12 protein-coding genes are annotated in these 14,804 nt (G+C 72.4%); 4 read left to right on the plus strand and 8 right to left on the minus strand.

Going from position 1 to position 14,804, the window contains the following annotated elements:
• Positions 1-24 precede the first annotated feature (24 nt).
• Both ABZU43_RS06960 and ABZU43_RS06965 read right to left on the minus strand, forming a co-directional pair.
• Complete coding sequence (locus ABZU43_RS06960; RefSeq protein ID WP_355005598.1) at positions 25-2,568, minus strand: bifunctional FO biosynthesis protein CofGH; 2,544 nt, start codon at positions 2,566-2,568, stop codon at positions 25-27.
• 285 nt (positions 2,569-2,853) lie between these two features.
• Positions 2,854-3,849, minus strand: a complete 996-nt coding sequence (locus tag ABZU43_RS06965; RefSeq protein WP_355005599.1) for a hypothetical protein — start codon at positions 3,847-3,849, stop codon at positions 2,854-2,856.
• Positions 3,850-3,946: 97 nt separating this feature from the next.
• Here ABZU43_RS06965 and cofD point away from each other — a divergent pair, with 97 nt between their 5' ends.
• Together cofD and ABZU43_RS06975 are read left to right on the plus strand one after the other, a co-directional pair.
• Positions 3,947-4,894, plus strand: a complete 948-nt coding sequence (gene cofD / locus ABZU43_RS06970) for a 2-phospho-L-lactate transferase (protein ID WP_355005600.1) — start codon at positions 3,947-3,949, stop codon at positions 4,892-4,894.
• On the plus strand, positions 4,891-5,976 hold the full coding sequence (locus ABZU43_RS06975; protein ID WP_355005601.1) for a coenzyme F420-0:L-glutamate ligase: 1,086 nt from the start codon (positions 4,891-4,893) through the stop codon (positions 5,974-5,976). The genes cofD and ABZU43_RS06975 overlap by 4 nt, the downstream gene beginning before the upstream one ends.
• A gap of 32 nt (positions 5,977-6,008) precedes the next feature.
• Here the strand turns inward: ABZU43_RS06975 and ABZU43_RS06980 are convergent, their stop codons facing one another.
• Complete coding sequence (locus ABZU43_RS06980) at positions 6,009-7,001, minus strand: winged helix-turn-helix domain-containing protein (protein WP_355005602.1); 993 nt, start codon at positions 6,999-7,001, stop codon at positions 6,009-6,011.
• A 279-nt stretch (positions 7,002-7,280) separates the two neighbouring features.
• Positions 7,281-8,333, minus strand: coding sequence for a hypothetical protein (locus ABZU43_RS06985; protein ID WP_355005603.1), 1,053 nt, complete (start codon positions 8,331-8,333; stop codon positions 7,281-7,283).
• Positions 8,334-8,387: 54 nt separating this feature from the next.
• On the opposite strand from ABZU43_RS06985, the gene ABZU43_RS06990 reads away from it, so the two are divergent.
• Complete coding sequence (locus ABZU43_RS06990) at positions 8,388-8,990, plus strand: NUDIX hydrolase (RefSeq protein ID WP_355005676.1); 603 nt, start codon at positions 8,388-8,390, stop codon at positions 8,988-8,990.
• Here ABZU43_RS06990 and ABZU43_RS06995 read toward each other — a convergent pair.
• Positions 8,959-10,050 (minus strand): sugar phosphate nucleotidyltransferase, encoded by a 1,092-nt coding sequence (locus ABZU43_RS06995; protein WP_355005604.1) that lies wholly within the window; start codon positions 10,048-10,050, stop codon positions 8,959-8,961. The two genes, ABZU43_RS06990 and ABZU43_RS06995, sit on opposite strands and share 32 nt — an antisense overlap.
• A gap of 63 nt (positions 10,051-10,113) precedes the next feature.
• Positions 10,114-11,259 carry a glycosyltransferase family 1 protein gene (locus tag ABZU43_RS07000; RefSeq protein WP_355005605.1) on the minus strand — a complete coding sequence of 382 codons (1,146 nt, stop codon included), beginning with the start codon at positions 11,257-11,259 and terminating at the stop codon, positions 10,114-10,116.
• Between the two features lie 154 nt (positions 11,260-11,413).
• On the opposite strand from ABZU43_RS07000, the gene ABZU43_RS07005 reads away from it, so the two are divergent.
• Positions 11,414-12,103: a TIGR03089 family protein gene (locus ABZU43_RS07005; RefSeq protein ID WP_355005606.1), complete on the plus strand. Its 690-nt coding sequence runs from the start codon at positions 11,414-11,416 to the stop codon at positions 12,101-12,103.
• A 19-nt stretch (positions 12,104-12,122) separates the two neighbouring features.
• Here the strand turns inward: ABZU43_RS07005 and ABZU43_RS07010 are convergent, their stop codons facing one another.
• Both ABZU43_RS07010 and ABZU43_RS07015 read right to left on the minus strand, forming a co-directional pair.
• Positions 12,123-14,120, minus strand: coding sequence for an acetoacetate--CoA ligase (locus ABZU43_RS07010; protein ID WP_355005607.1), 1,998 nt, complete (start codon positions 14,118-14,120; stop codon positions 12,123-12,125).
• A 143-nt stretch (positions 14,121-14,263) separates the two neighbouring features.
• Positions 14,264-14,782, minus strand: coding sequence for a hotdog domain-containing protein (locus tag ABZU43_RS07015; RefSeq protein ID WP_203125586.1), 519 nt, complete (start codon positions 14,780-14,782; stop codon positions 14,264-14,266).
• Between the last annotated feature and the right edge of the window lie 22 nt (positions 14,783-14,804).

A 14,804-nucleotide genomic window follows, 5' to 3' on the forward strand; every position in this document is an offset into this window, starting at 1 on the left:
CCGGTGGCGGGGAAAGGTTCGACGTCAGGGCCGGGCGTGACCGTACGCAGTCGACCGCTTGCGCGCCGGACGACCGGCGGCCTTCGCGATGGCCCGCAACTGCTCCTCGGTACGCGCCGAACCGTTGTCGGAGCCCGCCATCCGGGAGATGGTCTCCTCCATCAGCGTGCCGCCCAGGTCGTTGCAGCCGCCCTGGAGCATCGCGACGGTGCCCTCGTCGCCGAGCTTCACCCAGGAGCACTGGATGTTGTCGATCCGGCCGTGCAGCAGCAGCCGGGACATGGCGTGCACCACCCGGTTCTCCCGCCACGTCGGCCCCGGGCGGGCGATACCCGCCAGATAGATCGGAGCATTCGTGTGCACGAACGGCAGCGCCACGAACTCGGTGAACCCGCCGGTGCGGTCCTGCACCCCGGCCAGCACCCGGAAGTGCGCCAGCCACTGCCCAGGGTGGTCGACGTGGCCGTACATCATCGTGGAGCTGGACCGGATGCCCAGCTCGTGGGCGGTGCTCACCACCTCGACCCAGGCGGCGGCCGGGAGTTTGCCCTTGGTCAGCACCCAGCGCACGTCGTCGTCGAGGATCTCGGCGGCGGTGCCCGGAATGGTGTCCAGCCCGGCCTCGCGCAGCTGGAGCAACCACTCACGGACCGGCACCCCGGCCTTCGCGGCGGCGGTGACGATCTCCATGGGCGAGAACGCGTGCACATGCATCTCGGGCACCCGGGCCTTGATCGCGCGCACGATGTCGGCGTACCCGGTGACCGGCATCTTCGGGTCGATGCCGCCCTGGAGGCACACCTCGCTCGCACCGGCGGCCCACGCCTGCTCCGCCCGGTCCGCGACCTGCTCGACGGAGAGCCGGTACGCGTCGGCGTCCCGCTCACGCTGCGCGAACGCACAGAAGCGGCAGCCCACGTAGCAGACGTTGCTGAAGTTGATGTTGCGGTTGACCACGTAGGTGACATCGTCGCCGACCGCCGCACGGCGGACGTCGTCGGCGAGGCGGCACAACTCGTCGAGCGACGGGCCGTCCGCGCCGAACAGCGCCAGCGCGGCATCGGTGTGCGCGGGGTCGAGCAGCGCCGCCGGGTCGTCGGCGGCGAGCCGCAACCCGGCCGCCAGGTCACGGTCCGCGCCGACCCCGGCCGACACCGGGGGTACGCCCGCCCGGCGGGCGGTCGCCTCCGGGGTGACCTTGCCAGCGACCTCGGACCAGTCGCCGTAGACGCTGTCGAAGTCGCCGCGCCGGTCGTCGGTGCGGCCGGTGGTGTCGATGGTGGCGTGCAGGTCGACCCGCCCGCCGAACACCTCCTCCGGCTCCTGCCACGGTCGTCCCTGCGGCATCGCCGACTCGACCGCCATGCCCGTCGACGGATCGGCCAGGGCGCCGACGTGCGGCAGCAGCCGAGGATCGAGCCACGGGTCACCCGCGCGCACGTACTCCGGGTAGATCGTCAACCGCTCCCGCAGCGTGAACCCCGCCAGCTCGGTGTGCCGGGCCAACTCGTCGATCTGCGGCCAGGGGCGCTCCGGGTTGACGTGGTCGGGGGTGAGCGGGGAGACGCCACCCCAGTCGTCGATGCCGGCGCGCAGCAGCAGGTCGTACTCGCCGGCGATGAGGTTCGGCGGGGCCTGGATCCGGGCCTTCGGGCCGAGCAGCAGCCGGGCCACCGCCACCGTGGCGGCCAGATCGTGCAGCTCCGCGTCCGGCATGCCGCGCATCGCCGTGTCCGGCTTGGCGCGGAAGTTCTGCACGATCACCTCCTGGAGGTGGCCGTACTCCCGGTGGACGCGGCGGATCGCGAAGAGCGCGTCCACCCGCTCCCCCGGGGTCTCCCCGATGCCGATCAGGATGCCGGTGGTGAACGGCACCCCGACCCGGCCCGCGTCCTCGAGCACCCGCAACCGGACCGCCGGCTCCTTGTCCGGTGAGCCGAAGTGCGGGCCACCCGGCTCGGACCACAGCCGCGTCGCGGTCGTCTCCAGCATCATGCCCATGCTCGGCGCGACCGGCTTGAGCCGTTGCAGCTCCGACCAGGACAGCACCCCGGGGTTGAGGTGCGGCAGCAGGCCGGTCTCCTCCAACACCGCCACCGCACAGGCCCGCAGGTAGTCGAGTGTCGAGTCGTAACCGCGTTCGTCCAACCAGGTCCGCGCCGCCGGCCAACGCTCCTCCGGCCGGTCACCCAGGGTGAACAGCGCCTCCTTGCAACCCTGCGCGGCACCGGCCCGGGCGATCGCGAGGACCTCGTCGCGGTCCAGGAACGGCGCCGGCAACCGGTGCGGCACCGTCGCGAAGGTGCAGTAGTGGCACCGGTCCCGGCAGAGCCGCGTCAGCGGGATGAAGACCTTCTTGGAGTACGTGACCACACCTGGCCGTCCGGCGTCCCGAAGCCCGGCGTCGCGGACTCCCCCGGCGAGCCGGAGCAGCTCGTCCAGCGCGTCGCCACGAGCGGACAGCAGCGCTGTCGCCTCGTCGAGATCCAGCGCCCGCCCGTTCGCGGCCCGGCCCAGGGCCCGCCGCACGCTCGCATCGCTCGGGCCGGAGTGGGTGCGATCAACCATCCACTCACCCTATGCGCAGCCCGACGCCACCCAACCAGTCCCCACCGAGCCCCGCCCCATGCCGTGCTCCGTGCCCGGTCGCAGCCTCCCGCGCGGTGCGCCCCGTCGATCAAGGAGTTGTGGTGGGTGACAAAGTGCCTCGTAGAACGCGAATCCGGCACCATAACTCCATGATCGACGGAGTTGTGGTGCCGGAGCCTCGCGATCTTGCAGTTTGTGTCCCGACTTAAGGGATATCTCGCTCGTTTCGACTACCGAAAGTGCAAGATCGGCGCAGTCTTCGCGTCAGCGGGGCTGGTCGGGGTGGTCGTTGGGCTTGATGTGTTGGGTGCGGTCGTTGTCCGGGTCGGTGGGGTGGGAGATGACCTCGGTCGGGTCGGCGGACTGGCGCGGGATCGCCTGAGTGGGGTCGGCCGACGGCGGCTGCCCGAACGGCGGCACGGCCGGGGACGGCGGCGCGGACTGCGGGGCGGGGTTCGCCTGGGGCGCGGACTGCGGCGCCTGGAACGGCGGGGCCGACTGCGGGTGCGGCGGGGCCGACTGCGGAAACGGTGGGGCCGACTGCGGGGCCTGGAACGGTGGCGACTGCTGGCCGTACTGGCCGGCCTGCGGGTAACCAGCCTGCGGGTAACCACCACCCGGCTGGCCAGCCTGCGGGTAGCCGCCGCCGGGCTGGCCGGGAGCGGGCCAGCCACCCTGCGGCTGGCCGCCGGGCTGACCCGGGGTCGGCCAACCGCCCTGCTGCTGCGGCCAGCCCGGCTGGGGCTGGCCGTAGACGCCTGACTGCGGCTTGGCTCGCGGCACGTAGTAGTGGGCGCGCCAGATGGTGTAGACCACCCAGGCGGCGATCGCGAAGATCACCATCCAGGCGAACCGGGTGAGCACACCGAGCAGCGCGTCGAGCACCTCGGCCTCGGCCAGCCGGCCCACCGTCCAGATCAGCATGGTCAGCGTGCCGAACAGTGCGCTTACCGCGTACTCGACGAGAGCTGCCTGCGTGATCAGCTTCGCCTTCGTCAACACCGGCGAGATGTGCGTGGCCAGCAGTACCGCCAGCAGCGGGAGGCCCACCGCCTCCACCCCGACGAACGCGTAGAAGGCACTACCCGCGCGGTCGGTGAAGGAGCTGTAGTCGTTCGGGGCGATGAGCCGGAGCAGGCCCACGAAGAGGAACACGGCGTTGGCGCCGAGCAGCGCGAGCGCGGCGAGCTCCCGTAGTGGCTTGGTCAGCTGGCGGGCCTGCGTCGCGTCGGCGGACGCGGGCTCGGCGGGGCTGGTCACGAGCTCCCCCTCGGGGCATCAACGGACAGGTGACCGTGACTCTAGTCTCCCGGGCCACCCGCCGATCGGAGGCGTCACGTGCGCGAGGATGGTCGACATGCGCATCGTGGTTCTGGCCGGCGGCATCGGCGGCGCCCGGTTCCTGCTCGGCGTCCGGGCGTACGCCCGTGACGTCGGCGCTGAGGTGACCGCCGTTGTCAACGTCGGCGACGACCTGTGGCTACACGGGTTGAAGATCTGCCCCGACCTGGACAGCGTCATGTACACCCTCGGCGGGGGCGCCGACCCGGAACGGGGCTGGGGTCGGGTCGGCGAGAGCTGGACGGTCAAACAGGAGTTGGCCGCGTACGGGGCGGAGCCGACCTGGTTCGGCCTCGGCGACAAGGACATCGCCACCCACCTGGTCCGCAGCACCATGCTCAACGGCGGTTATCCGTTGAGCGCGGTCACCGAGGCGCTGGCCAGCCGCTGGGAGCCGGGCGTACGGCTGCTGCCGGCGACGGACGACCGCCTGGAGACCCACGCCGTGGTGGAGGACGACCAGGGTCAGCGGGCGATCCACTTTCAGGAGTGGTGGGTGCGGTACCGCGCCGACATCCTCACGCACCGTTTCGTGTTCGTGGGCGCGGAGACGGCGAAGCCGGCCCCCGGGGTGCTGGACGCGATCGCCTCGGCCGACCTGGTGCTGATCGCGCCGAGCAACCCGGTGGTGAGCGTCGCGCCGGTGCTGGCCGTACCGGGGCTGCGTGCGGCGGTGGCGGACGGCCCGGCGCCGGTGGTGGGTGTCTCCCCGATCATCGGCGGCGCGCCGGTGCGGGGGATGGCCGACCGTTGCCTGGCCGTGCTCGGTGCGGAGTGCAGCGCGGCGGGGGTGGGTCGGCTCTACGGCGGCCGGGCGAGCGGCGGCCTGCTCGACGGTTGGCTGGTGGCCGAGGAGGACGCGGGCACCGTGGTGCCCGAGGTGACGGTCCGCGCGGTGCCGCTGCGGATGACCGACGAGGCGGCGACGGCGGCCATGGTCCGCGCCGCGGTGGAGTTGACGTGAGGCTGGAGATTCTGCCGGTGCTCGGCATCGGTCACGTGACCGAGGGTGACGATCTGGCTGCGGTGATTGCGACTGCCGCGCCGTGGCTGCGCAACGGCGACGTGCTGGTGGTGACCAGCAAGATCGTTTCCAAGGCGGAGGGGCGGCTCGTCGACGTGCCGGCGGACGGGCCGGAACGGCTGGCCGCCCGGGACGAGGTCCTGGACGGTGAGACCGCCCGGGTGGTGGCCAGTCGGGGGGCGACCCGGATCGTGCAGACCCACCACGGATTCGTCATGGCCTCGGCCGGGATCGACGCGTCGAACGTGGACAAGACCCAACTTGTGCTGCTGCCTGTCGACCCGGACGCCTCGGCGCGGGCTCTTCGGGACGCGCTTCGGGAGCGCTACGACCTGGACCTGGCCGTGATCATCAGCGACACGATGGGCCGGCCCTGGCGCAACGGGCTCACCGACGTGGCGCTCGGGGTGGCCGGCATGACGGCGATCCGGGACCACCGGGGCGAGGTCGACCCGTACGGCAACGAGTTGCAGTTGACCCAGATGGCCGTGGTGGACGAGCTGGCGGGTGCCGGCGAACTGATCAAGGGCAAGTGCGATCAGGTCCCCGTCGCTGTGGTGCGGGGCTATCTGCCGGCCAGCAACCCGGACGACGCCGGTGGCGCGCGGGCGCTGATCCGCGACGCGGCGCAGGACCTGTTCTCGCTCGGTACCGCCGAAGCCCGCGCCGCCGGGCTCTCCGACGCCGCCACCCTGACCGACGGTCCGGGCCCGACACCGGCGGACCTGACCGCGGTGCGACGGGCGATCGACGCGGTCGCCGGGGTGGTCGCCCCCGGCACGGTCTTCACACTGGTCGACGAGGCCGAGGTACGCGCCGGTCTGGTCGCCGAGATGCCCGGGTGGCCGGACGGCTCCGACCTGGTGCTCGGCTCGGCCCCGACGCCCGTCGAGCCGTTCGGTCTGGTCCGCTTCGGCGCCGACCTGCACCGGCTGCGGGTCGCCCTGGCCGCCCAGGGTGTCGGGTCGACACTGTTGCCGCCGCCGCCCGGCAGCCCGGCGAGCGCCGCGCTCGCCCTGTAGAACCGCCCCTAAGGCCTGTGCGAACGGCCGGGTCACGCGTCCAGCATGGCCCGGCCCAGCGGGGTCAACGTGTGCAGCACGCTGTTGCGTTCGCGGTGGCTGACCAGCAGACCGGCGTTGCGCAGGACCGTGGCGTGCTGGCTCGCCGCCGCCGGTGAGATGTTGAGTTGGCGGGCGACCTCCCCGGTGGTGCAGCCCTCGTCGCTGGCCTGCAACACCGCCGCCCGGGTGCGGCCCAGCAGCGCGGCGAGTGATTCGCGGGCAGCACCGGACGCGGCGTCGGCGTCGGCGGAGACCAGTGCGCCCAGCCGGTCCACCGGGTAGACCAGCACCGGTGGCAGCGCCGGGTCGAGCAGTGCGACCGGGGTGGCAGCGCAGAAGAACGACGGCACCAGCAGCAGCCCACGGCCGTCCAGGTGCAGCTCCCTGCTGTGCGGGTAGCTGTGGACCTCCAGAACCCCGCTCTCCCAGCGCATCGTCGGCCGGAGGCTGGCGAGCAGGCCCTCGACGCCGCCGTCGAGCAGCGCCCGCGCCCGCCGCGTGCGGTCCGCCGCAACCGCGGCCTGGATCCGGCCCCAGTACGGGCTGATCGCCAGCGACCGGTACTGCTCCATCGACTCGGCCAGGTGGTGCAGCGCCGACACCTCACCGCGAGCGAGCGCTGCCGCGGAGGAGGGCAGCTGGTTCTCGGCGGCCAGCACGCTCAGGTCCCGGTGCAGCAACTCGGCGGGGGTCCGGCGGAGCGCGTCCAGCCCGGCCTCGAAGCCCTCGACGCTGGCGTACGGGGTGAGGAAGTCGGGGAAGTAGCCACGCGGCGGGTTCAGCGCGAAGAGCAGGCGGAGTTGCTCGGAGGCGGAGTCCTGGCGCAGATCCCGGGCCACGCTGCGCCGCCAGTTGGCGGTCAGCGGATCGCGGGTGCGGCCGCGCAGCACGTGCAGGCTGAGGACCAGCTCCCAGACCGGGTCCGCCGCCGGCGCCACCCGGGTCCGGAGGATGTCCTCCCCGGAAAAGTGGATCTTCAGCATGGAGCGCTCCTGTGTCGCCGACAGGGGGATGCCGGATGACCGTTCGACTCTACCTGGCCGGCAGTAATCTCCATCTTTAAGCCTGGACTGAAAAACCTCGACGCCTCCGGGGCCGGTTAGGCATGCTTCCCATGCCCGAACACGGCGCCGTGCGTCCTTGACGCCCGTGCTGCCGGGGCGCCGGGACCGGGGAGGCCCCGGTGATCGGACGGCACCACGAGGGTCTGCGGCCCTTGCTCCGCGGAGGTGCCGTCCGGTCATCCGCCCCCCGGTGCCGGCTCAGCCGACCCAGAGCGCGACCCGATGGTCCTCGTCCGTGACGTAGAACGACCGTCCGTCCAGCTCCGCCACGCCCTCGACGTGGTGAAACGGGGCCAGGTCCGCCACCTGCTCCCCGACGAGCCGCCGCCCGTCGCCGGCCTCGCCACCGGTGAGCCGGAAGCGGACGTGCCGGGAGGTGACCTCACCCCCACCCGGATGGTCGTCGAGCAGGACCGACCCCTTGCCCAGCGCGTCGATCGAGCCGATCACGGCCGCGTACCCGCCGTCCGCCGTCGGGGTGATCGCGCGGAAGCCGGTCAGCTGCCCCGGCGCGGTGACTCCGGTCAGCACGTACGCGCCCAACGCCCGCGGCCAGGCCCGCTCGCCCGTGAACATGCCCGGCACACCGGCCACCTCGACCAGGATCGGCTCACCGGCGTCGGTGACCGGAAACCGCAGCCCGAGCAGCACCGTCCCGGCCGGGGTGAACGCCGCAGCCTCCACGTTCAACGGCAGGTCGTCCGGGGCCAACCGGCTCACCCAGCTCTTCTCCCGGACGGTCCCCCGAGCCAGCGTCTCCACGATGAACCGCTCCCGCACCCGCTCCCCCGCCGGCAGGAGGGTCAGCGGCGCCGCGGCGAGAGCGTCGTTCACCGCCCGGTGCAGGCGAAACGAGTTGCGTACCACGTGCACCGGCACCGGCACCGGCCCGGCCGCCGCGTCGTCCTCGCGGAACCGGGCCACGAAGGCGCGCCGAGGGCGCAGCGGGCCTGCCTTCGAGCCGAAGTGGGAGCCGAACACGTACACCCAGCCGTCGTGGTGGGCGAGCGCCTCACCGTCCTCGGTCCGCCCGTTCTCCACACCGGCATCCGCCAGCACGTGCAGGGCCGTCCACTCCCCGTCGTCGCGCTCCAGCAGCAGCGCGAGGCAGCGCTCCACCGGCCCCTCGTCCAGCACCGTCCAGAAGCCCCGCCGGGCACCGTACGCGCGCAGCAGCGCCGCCGACCGCACCGGCAACAGATCGCTGGCCTCGTTACCGGCCACCACGAATTCGACGAGTCGCAGGGTCACCGAGCCAGCGTACGGAGCACACGCTCGTACAGTGGCGGGGTGCCCGACACCGTGATGACCGGCCCGACCGCCCAGCCGACCGACCCTGAGACGTACCAGGCGCTGCACGCCGACGCCAGCGCGTTGCTGGAGGGCTGGCAGCCCACCAGCCCGGACGCGGCCAGCGCGCGGGACCGGACGCTGGCGCTGCTCGCCGCCGGCCCGGTCGCGATGAGCCGGCAGCACATCCCCGGGCACATCACCGCGAGCGCGTTGGTGCTGGACGCCACCGGCTCCCGGGTGCTGCTCTGCCTGCACGGCAAGTTCGGGCGTTGGGTGCAGCTCGGCGGGCACTGCGAGCCGACCGACCAGACCCTGGTCGGCGCGGCGCTCCGCGAGGCGACCGAGGAGTCCGGGATCGCCGGCCTTCGCATCGACCCGGTGCCGATCGACGTGGACGTGCACCAGGTGCAGTGTCAGGGCGGCTCGGCGCACTACGACGTCCGGTTCGCGGTGATCGCCCCGCCCTCGGCCGTGGAGCAGGTCAGCGACGAGGCCGAGGAGCTGGGCTGGTTCCCACCGGACCAGCTGCCCGAGCCACTGGCCGGCGGGACCGCACAACTGGTCGCACCGGCCCTCGCCGCTCTCAGACGTAGCCCTCTTCGCCTCGCCCCTTGAGCTCGTCGACGAGGCCCTTGACGTCCTGCGCCCGGTCGCGCGGGCAGACCAGCACCGCGTCCGGGGTGTCCACCACGATCAGGTCGCGCAGACCGAGCACGGCCACCAACCGACCCGACTGCGGGACGACCACGAGGTTGCTGCTGTCCCGCAGCAGCACGCCCGGCTTGGCCTCCGAGCCGAGCACCACGTTGCCCGCGTCGTCGGCCGACAGCACGTCGCCGAGGGTGTGGAAGTCACCGACGTCGTTCCAACCGAAGTCGCCCGGCACCGTCGCGACCCGACCCGCCGTGGCCGCACCCTCCATCACCGCGTAGTCGACGGAGATCTTCGGCAGGGTCGGCCAGATCGCGCCCAGGACGTCGTCCTGCTCCGGGGTGCCCCAGGCGGCGGCGATCGCGGCGACGCCGGCGTGCAGCGCCGGCTGCTGGCGGGCCAGCTCGGCGAGGAAGACGTCCACCCGCCACACGAACATGCTCGCGTTCCACAGGTGCCGGCCCGAACGGACGTACGCCTCGGCCACCTCGGCGGCCGGCTTCTCCTTGAACTCGGTCACCGGCCGCCACGGCACACCCTCGGTCGGATCGCCGGTCTCCAGGTAGCCGTAGCCGGTCTCCGCACGGGTCGGAGTGATCCCGACGGTCATCAGCATGCCCTGCTGGGCCCCGTGGACCGCCTCCTGGACTGTGCAGACCCAGCTGTCCGGGTCGCGGATCAGGTGGTCGGCCGCGAAGCTGCCCATCACCGCGTTCGGGTCACGTGCCGCGATGACCGCGGCGGCCAACGCGATCGCCGCGCAGGAATCCCGGGGGGAGGGCTCGACCAGGATGTTCTCCTCCGGCAGCACGGCCAGCTGCCGTGCCACCGCCGTGACGTGCGCGGCACCGGTGACCACGAGGATCCGATCCGGTGTGGTCAGCGGCGCGAGCCGTTCGACCGTCGCCTGGAGCAGTGAGGCGCTGGTGCCGGTCAGCGGGTGGAGGAACTTGGGATGGCCGGCGCGGGACAGCGGCCACAACCTCGTGCCACTGCCACCTGCCGGAATGACCGCATAAAGCATCCGCACATCATGCCCGACGTACCTGCCCAAAGTGGCACGGGTCACCCGCAGTGGTGCGGAGGGTCAGGAGCGGGCGCGACTCCACGCGGAGATGTGCACCTCGGCGCTGGACTCCCAGGTGAACTCCTTGGCCCTGTCGAACCCCGCCTTCGCCAGCGACAACCGTCGCTGCTCGTCGTCGAGCAGGGCGGCCAGGTCGATGCTGATCTGCTCCGGGTCCTCCGAGGTGTACGCGACCGCGTCGCCGCCCACCTCGGGCAGCGAGAGCCGGGGCGTGGTCAGCACCGGGGCGGCGCACGCCATCGCCTCCAGGATCGGCAGCCCGAACCCCTCGCCGTAGGACGGGTACGCGGCGACCAGGGCACCGCCGAGGAAACCTGGCAGGTCGCCGTAGCGGAGGTAGCCGGGGCGCAGCAGACGCAGGTGCGACGGCACCTCGGCCACCGCCCGGTCGATGTCCTCGTCGTGCCCCTGCCCACCGGCGATCACCAGGGCCGGCGGGTCGACCCGGTCGGCCACCGCCCGCGCCCACCCACGGATCAGGTTGGGCACGTTCTTCCGAGGCTCCTTGGCACCGAGGAAGGCGACGTAGCTGCTGTTGCCCAGCCCCAGGCGCGCTCGCACCCGAGCCTTCTCCTCCTCTGTGGGAGCGTGGAAGGCAGCCTGGTCGACGCCGTGGTAGGCGACGTCGATCCGCGTCGGGTCGGCGTCGAGCAATCGGATCAGCTCGTCCCGGGTGGCCTTGCTGGGCACGATCACCCGGTTGGCGCGGCGCAACGAGGTCTTGATGGCGCTGCGGAAGAACGTGCGGCGCGACTTGTCGTAATGCTCCGGCTCGGTGAAGAACGTCGCATCGTGCACGGTGACCGTGACCGGACATCCGGCCCGCAGCGGGCAGGTGTAGAAGGGCGAGTGCAGCACCTCTGCGCCGACCTGCTGGGCGAGCAGCGGCAGGCCGGTCTGCTCCCAGGCGAGCCGGGCCGGGCGGTGCGCCACGGCGGCCGGGGCCGGGATGATCTCCGCGCCGGGCAGCATGCGAGTGTACCGCTCAAGATCGGTGCGGAGACTGACCACCGCCAGCTCCACCCCCGACCCGCACACCTTGCCGAGGGCGCCGAGCAGACCGTCGACGTATCGACCGACACCACCACGGTCGGTGGGGACACTCGTGGCGTCGATGAGCACGCGGGGCGGGCGACCGGCGGTCACGGGGCGACTCCTTGTACTGGCGAGACTGTGGGGAACAACACTCCGGGGGTAAAGCCTACGCCGGGGCGCGGGGCCGACGCTGACTGCGACCCGACGGTACGCCGACTTGTCATCGTCATCGAGTACGGCCCGCACTGGCGTATCGTTCGCGCCGATGGCCGACAACATTGCCCGGGTGTTCGCCGACGCGATCGCGTCCGACCCGACCCGACCGCTGCTCACCTGGTACGACGACGCCACCGGCGACCGCACCGAACTCTCCGGCGTCACGTTGGCGAACTGGGTGGCGAAGACCGCCAATCTCCTCGTCGACGAGGTCGGCCTCGCGCCGGGCACCCCGGCCGGCGTGGTGCTGCCGCCTCACTGGCAGACCGCGGCGGTGTTGCTGGCCTGCTGGTCGGCCAAGCTGAGCGTCGTCGACACGCCGGGCGAGGTGGGGGTGCTCTTCGCCGCCGCCGACAGGTTCGACGAGGCGCAGTCCTGGTCCGCCGACGAGCGGTACGCCCTCGGGTTGGCCCCGCTCGCCGCCCCACTTCGACAGGTGCCGCCCGGATTCGCCGACTACGTCGTCGAGGTACGCGGACACGGTGACCACTTCACGCCGCAATCCGGCCCTGGCCCCACCGACGCGCACCTGCTGAGCCGCGCCGAGGCCCGCGCCACCGAGTTGGGCATCCTCCCCGGCGCCCGGGTCCTCATCGACGCCGCCCGGCACCCCGACCCGGTCGACTGGCTGCTGGCCCCGCTGACCCGGGCCGCCACAGTGGTCCTCTGCGCCAACCAGGACCCCGCCCGCCTACCCGCCCGGCTGACCGCGGAAAAAGTCACGCACTCCCTCTCCTGACCACACCCCGCCCCGCGGGTCAGGACGTCGTGCGGGCCTGAGCGAGGGCCGCGAAGGCGGTCAGGGACTCGGGGTTGACGAGGGCACCCTTCGCGGCGGCCTGGTCGACCGGGGTGCCGGTGAGGATCTTCTTGACCGGCACCTCCAGCTTCTTCGCCGAGAGGGTGCGGGGCACCGAACGCACCTGGTGGATCTCGTCGGGCACGTGCCGGGGTGAGAGCGCCGTGCGCAGTTCACGGCAGATCTTCGCGCGCATCGGGTCGTCCAGCTCCAGACCCTCGGCCAGCACCACGAAGAGCAGCAGCTCACCGGCGCCGCCCTCGTCGTCCTCCAGGTGCACGACGACCGAGTCGACGACCTCGTCGAGCCCTTCCACCACCGAGTAGAACTCGGCGGTGCCGAGACGCACCCCACCACGGTTGAGGGTGGCGTCGGAGCGGCCGGTGATCACGCAGCCACCCCGCTCGTTGATGGTGATCCAGTCACCGTGTCGCCAGACGCCCGGGTAGACGTCGAAGTACGCCTCCGCGTAACGGGTGCCGTCCGGGTCGTTCCAGAAGCCCACCGGCATGCTCGGCATCGGTTCGGTGATCACCAGCTCGCCGAGTTCACCGATGACCGGTGTGCCGTCGGCGGAACGGGCCTCCACCTTGGCGCCCAACGCCCGGCAGGCGATCTCACCGGCGTACACCGGCAGCAGCGGCACCCCGCCGACGAAACCGGTGCACACGTCGGTGCCACCGGAGAGCGACTGGAGTTGGACGTGGTCGCTGACGGTCTCGTACACCCAGCGGAAGCCCTCGGCGGGCAGCGGCGCCCCGGTGGAACCCACGCCGCGCAGCGCCGACAGGTCGGCGACCTCCCGGGGGACCAAACCGGCCTTACGGCAGGCCAGCAGGTACGGCGCGGAGGTGCCGAAGTACGTCGTCCCGGTCTCCGCCGCCAGCCGCCACAGTGCGCCCAGGTCAGGCTCGGCCGGCCGGCCGGGTTCCGCCCGCACCCCCGGGTTGCCGTCGAAGAGCACGATGGCCGCCCCCACCGCCGGGCCGGAGACCAGGAAGTTCCACATCATCCAGCCGGTGGTGGTGAACCAGAAGAACCGGTCGTCCGGGCCCAGATCGTGGTGCAGGGCGAGCATCTTCAGGTGCTCCAGCAGGATGCCGCCGTGGCCGTGCACGATCGGCTTCGGCAGGCCGGTGGTGCCCGACGAGTACAGCACGTAGAGCGGGTGGTCGAACGGCACCGGCGTGAACGTCGACGGCTCGTCGGTGGGTGCGGCCAGCTCGGCCCAGCCCAGCGCGCCCTCGGGTGCGGGGCCCGTCGGGTCGAGGTAGCCGATGCTGACGGTGTGGCGAAGCGACGGCAGGGCGGCCCGGATCGCGGCGACCTCGGCACGCCGGTCCACCGGCTTGTCGCCGTACCGGTAGCCGTCCACGGCGACCAGCACCGTCGGTTCGATCTGCTGCCAACGGTCGGTGACGCTACGGGTGCCGAACTCGGGCGCGCAGGACGAGAAGATCGCGCCCAGGCTGGCGGTGGCCAGCAGCAGGACGTACGTCTCGGCGATGTTCGGGGCGTACGCCGCCACCCGGTCACCGACGGTGACGCCGAGCCGGCGCAGCCCGGCCGACACCCGGCGGACCTGTTGGCGCAACTCTCCAGCAGTGAGCGTGACCGGCGGGCGGGTCTGCCCGTGCGCGATCACCACCGGGTCGTCGTCGGCCCGCCCCGGCATCCGCAGCACGTTCTCCGCGTAGTTGAGCGTGGCGTCGGGGAACCAGCGGGCGCCGGGCATCCCCCGCTCGGCGAGGGTGGCGCTCGGCGGTGTGTGCGCGATCACCTCGAAGTGGTCCCAGATCGAGCGCCAGAACCCGTCCAGGTCGGTGGTGGACCAGCGCCACAGCGCGTCGTAGTCGGCGAAGTCCAACCCGCGGTGCTCCCGCAGCCAGCGCAGGTAGGCACCGATCCGGGACCGCTCGCGTACGTCCGCCGGCGGCGTCCACAGCATGTCACCCACTGCTCCACCCTCCCCCTGGCCCGACACGACACTGTGACTGGGCCGTGGCGCCATCTTGCCCTACCTCGAAGCGCCATTCTGCGCACCGGGTGGGCCAACCGACGCGTGCCCGTCCCACACTGCAACCCGCCACCTCATGTGGGTCAGCCGGCGCGGTGGGCCTGGATGGCGCGGCGGCGGGCCAGCCGGTGCGCTCGGCGGATCTCCGCCTCCTTGTACCGGCGTTCGTCCTCCGCCGTCTCGGGCAGCACCGGGCGGACCGCCCGCGGCGCCCCACCCACGTCCACGCCGACGAACACCAGGTACGCGGTGGCGACCCGGACCGGCGCGTCCTCGGCCGAGTCCCACCGCTCGGCGACCACCCGCACGCCCACCTCCATCGAGGTCTGGCCGGTCCAGTTCACCTGGGCGTGCGCGTGCACCAGGTCGCCGACCCGGACCGCCTCGGAGAAGACGATCTCGTCGATCGCCGCGGTCACCGCGGTCCCTCCGCTGTGTCGGGCGGCAGCCGCCCCGGCCACGTCGTCGACGAACTTCATCAGGACCCCGCCGTGCACGGTGCCGTACAGGTTGACGTCCACCGCGGTCATGATCTTGCTGAGAGTGACGCGGGAGTACGACGTCGGCTTGCCGGTTGGAGGGGCGGAGAGGTGCTCAGTCATGCCGAAAACGGTACGGTGCGCG

It is taken from the genome of Micromonospora sp. NPDC005205 (assembly GCF_040608275.1).
Taxonomy (GTDB): Bacteria; Actinomycetota; Actinomycetes; order Mycobacteriales; family Micromonosporaceae; genus Micromonospora.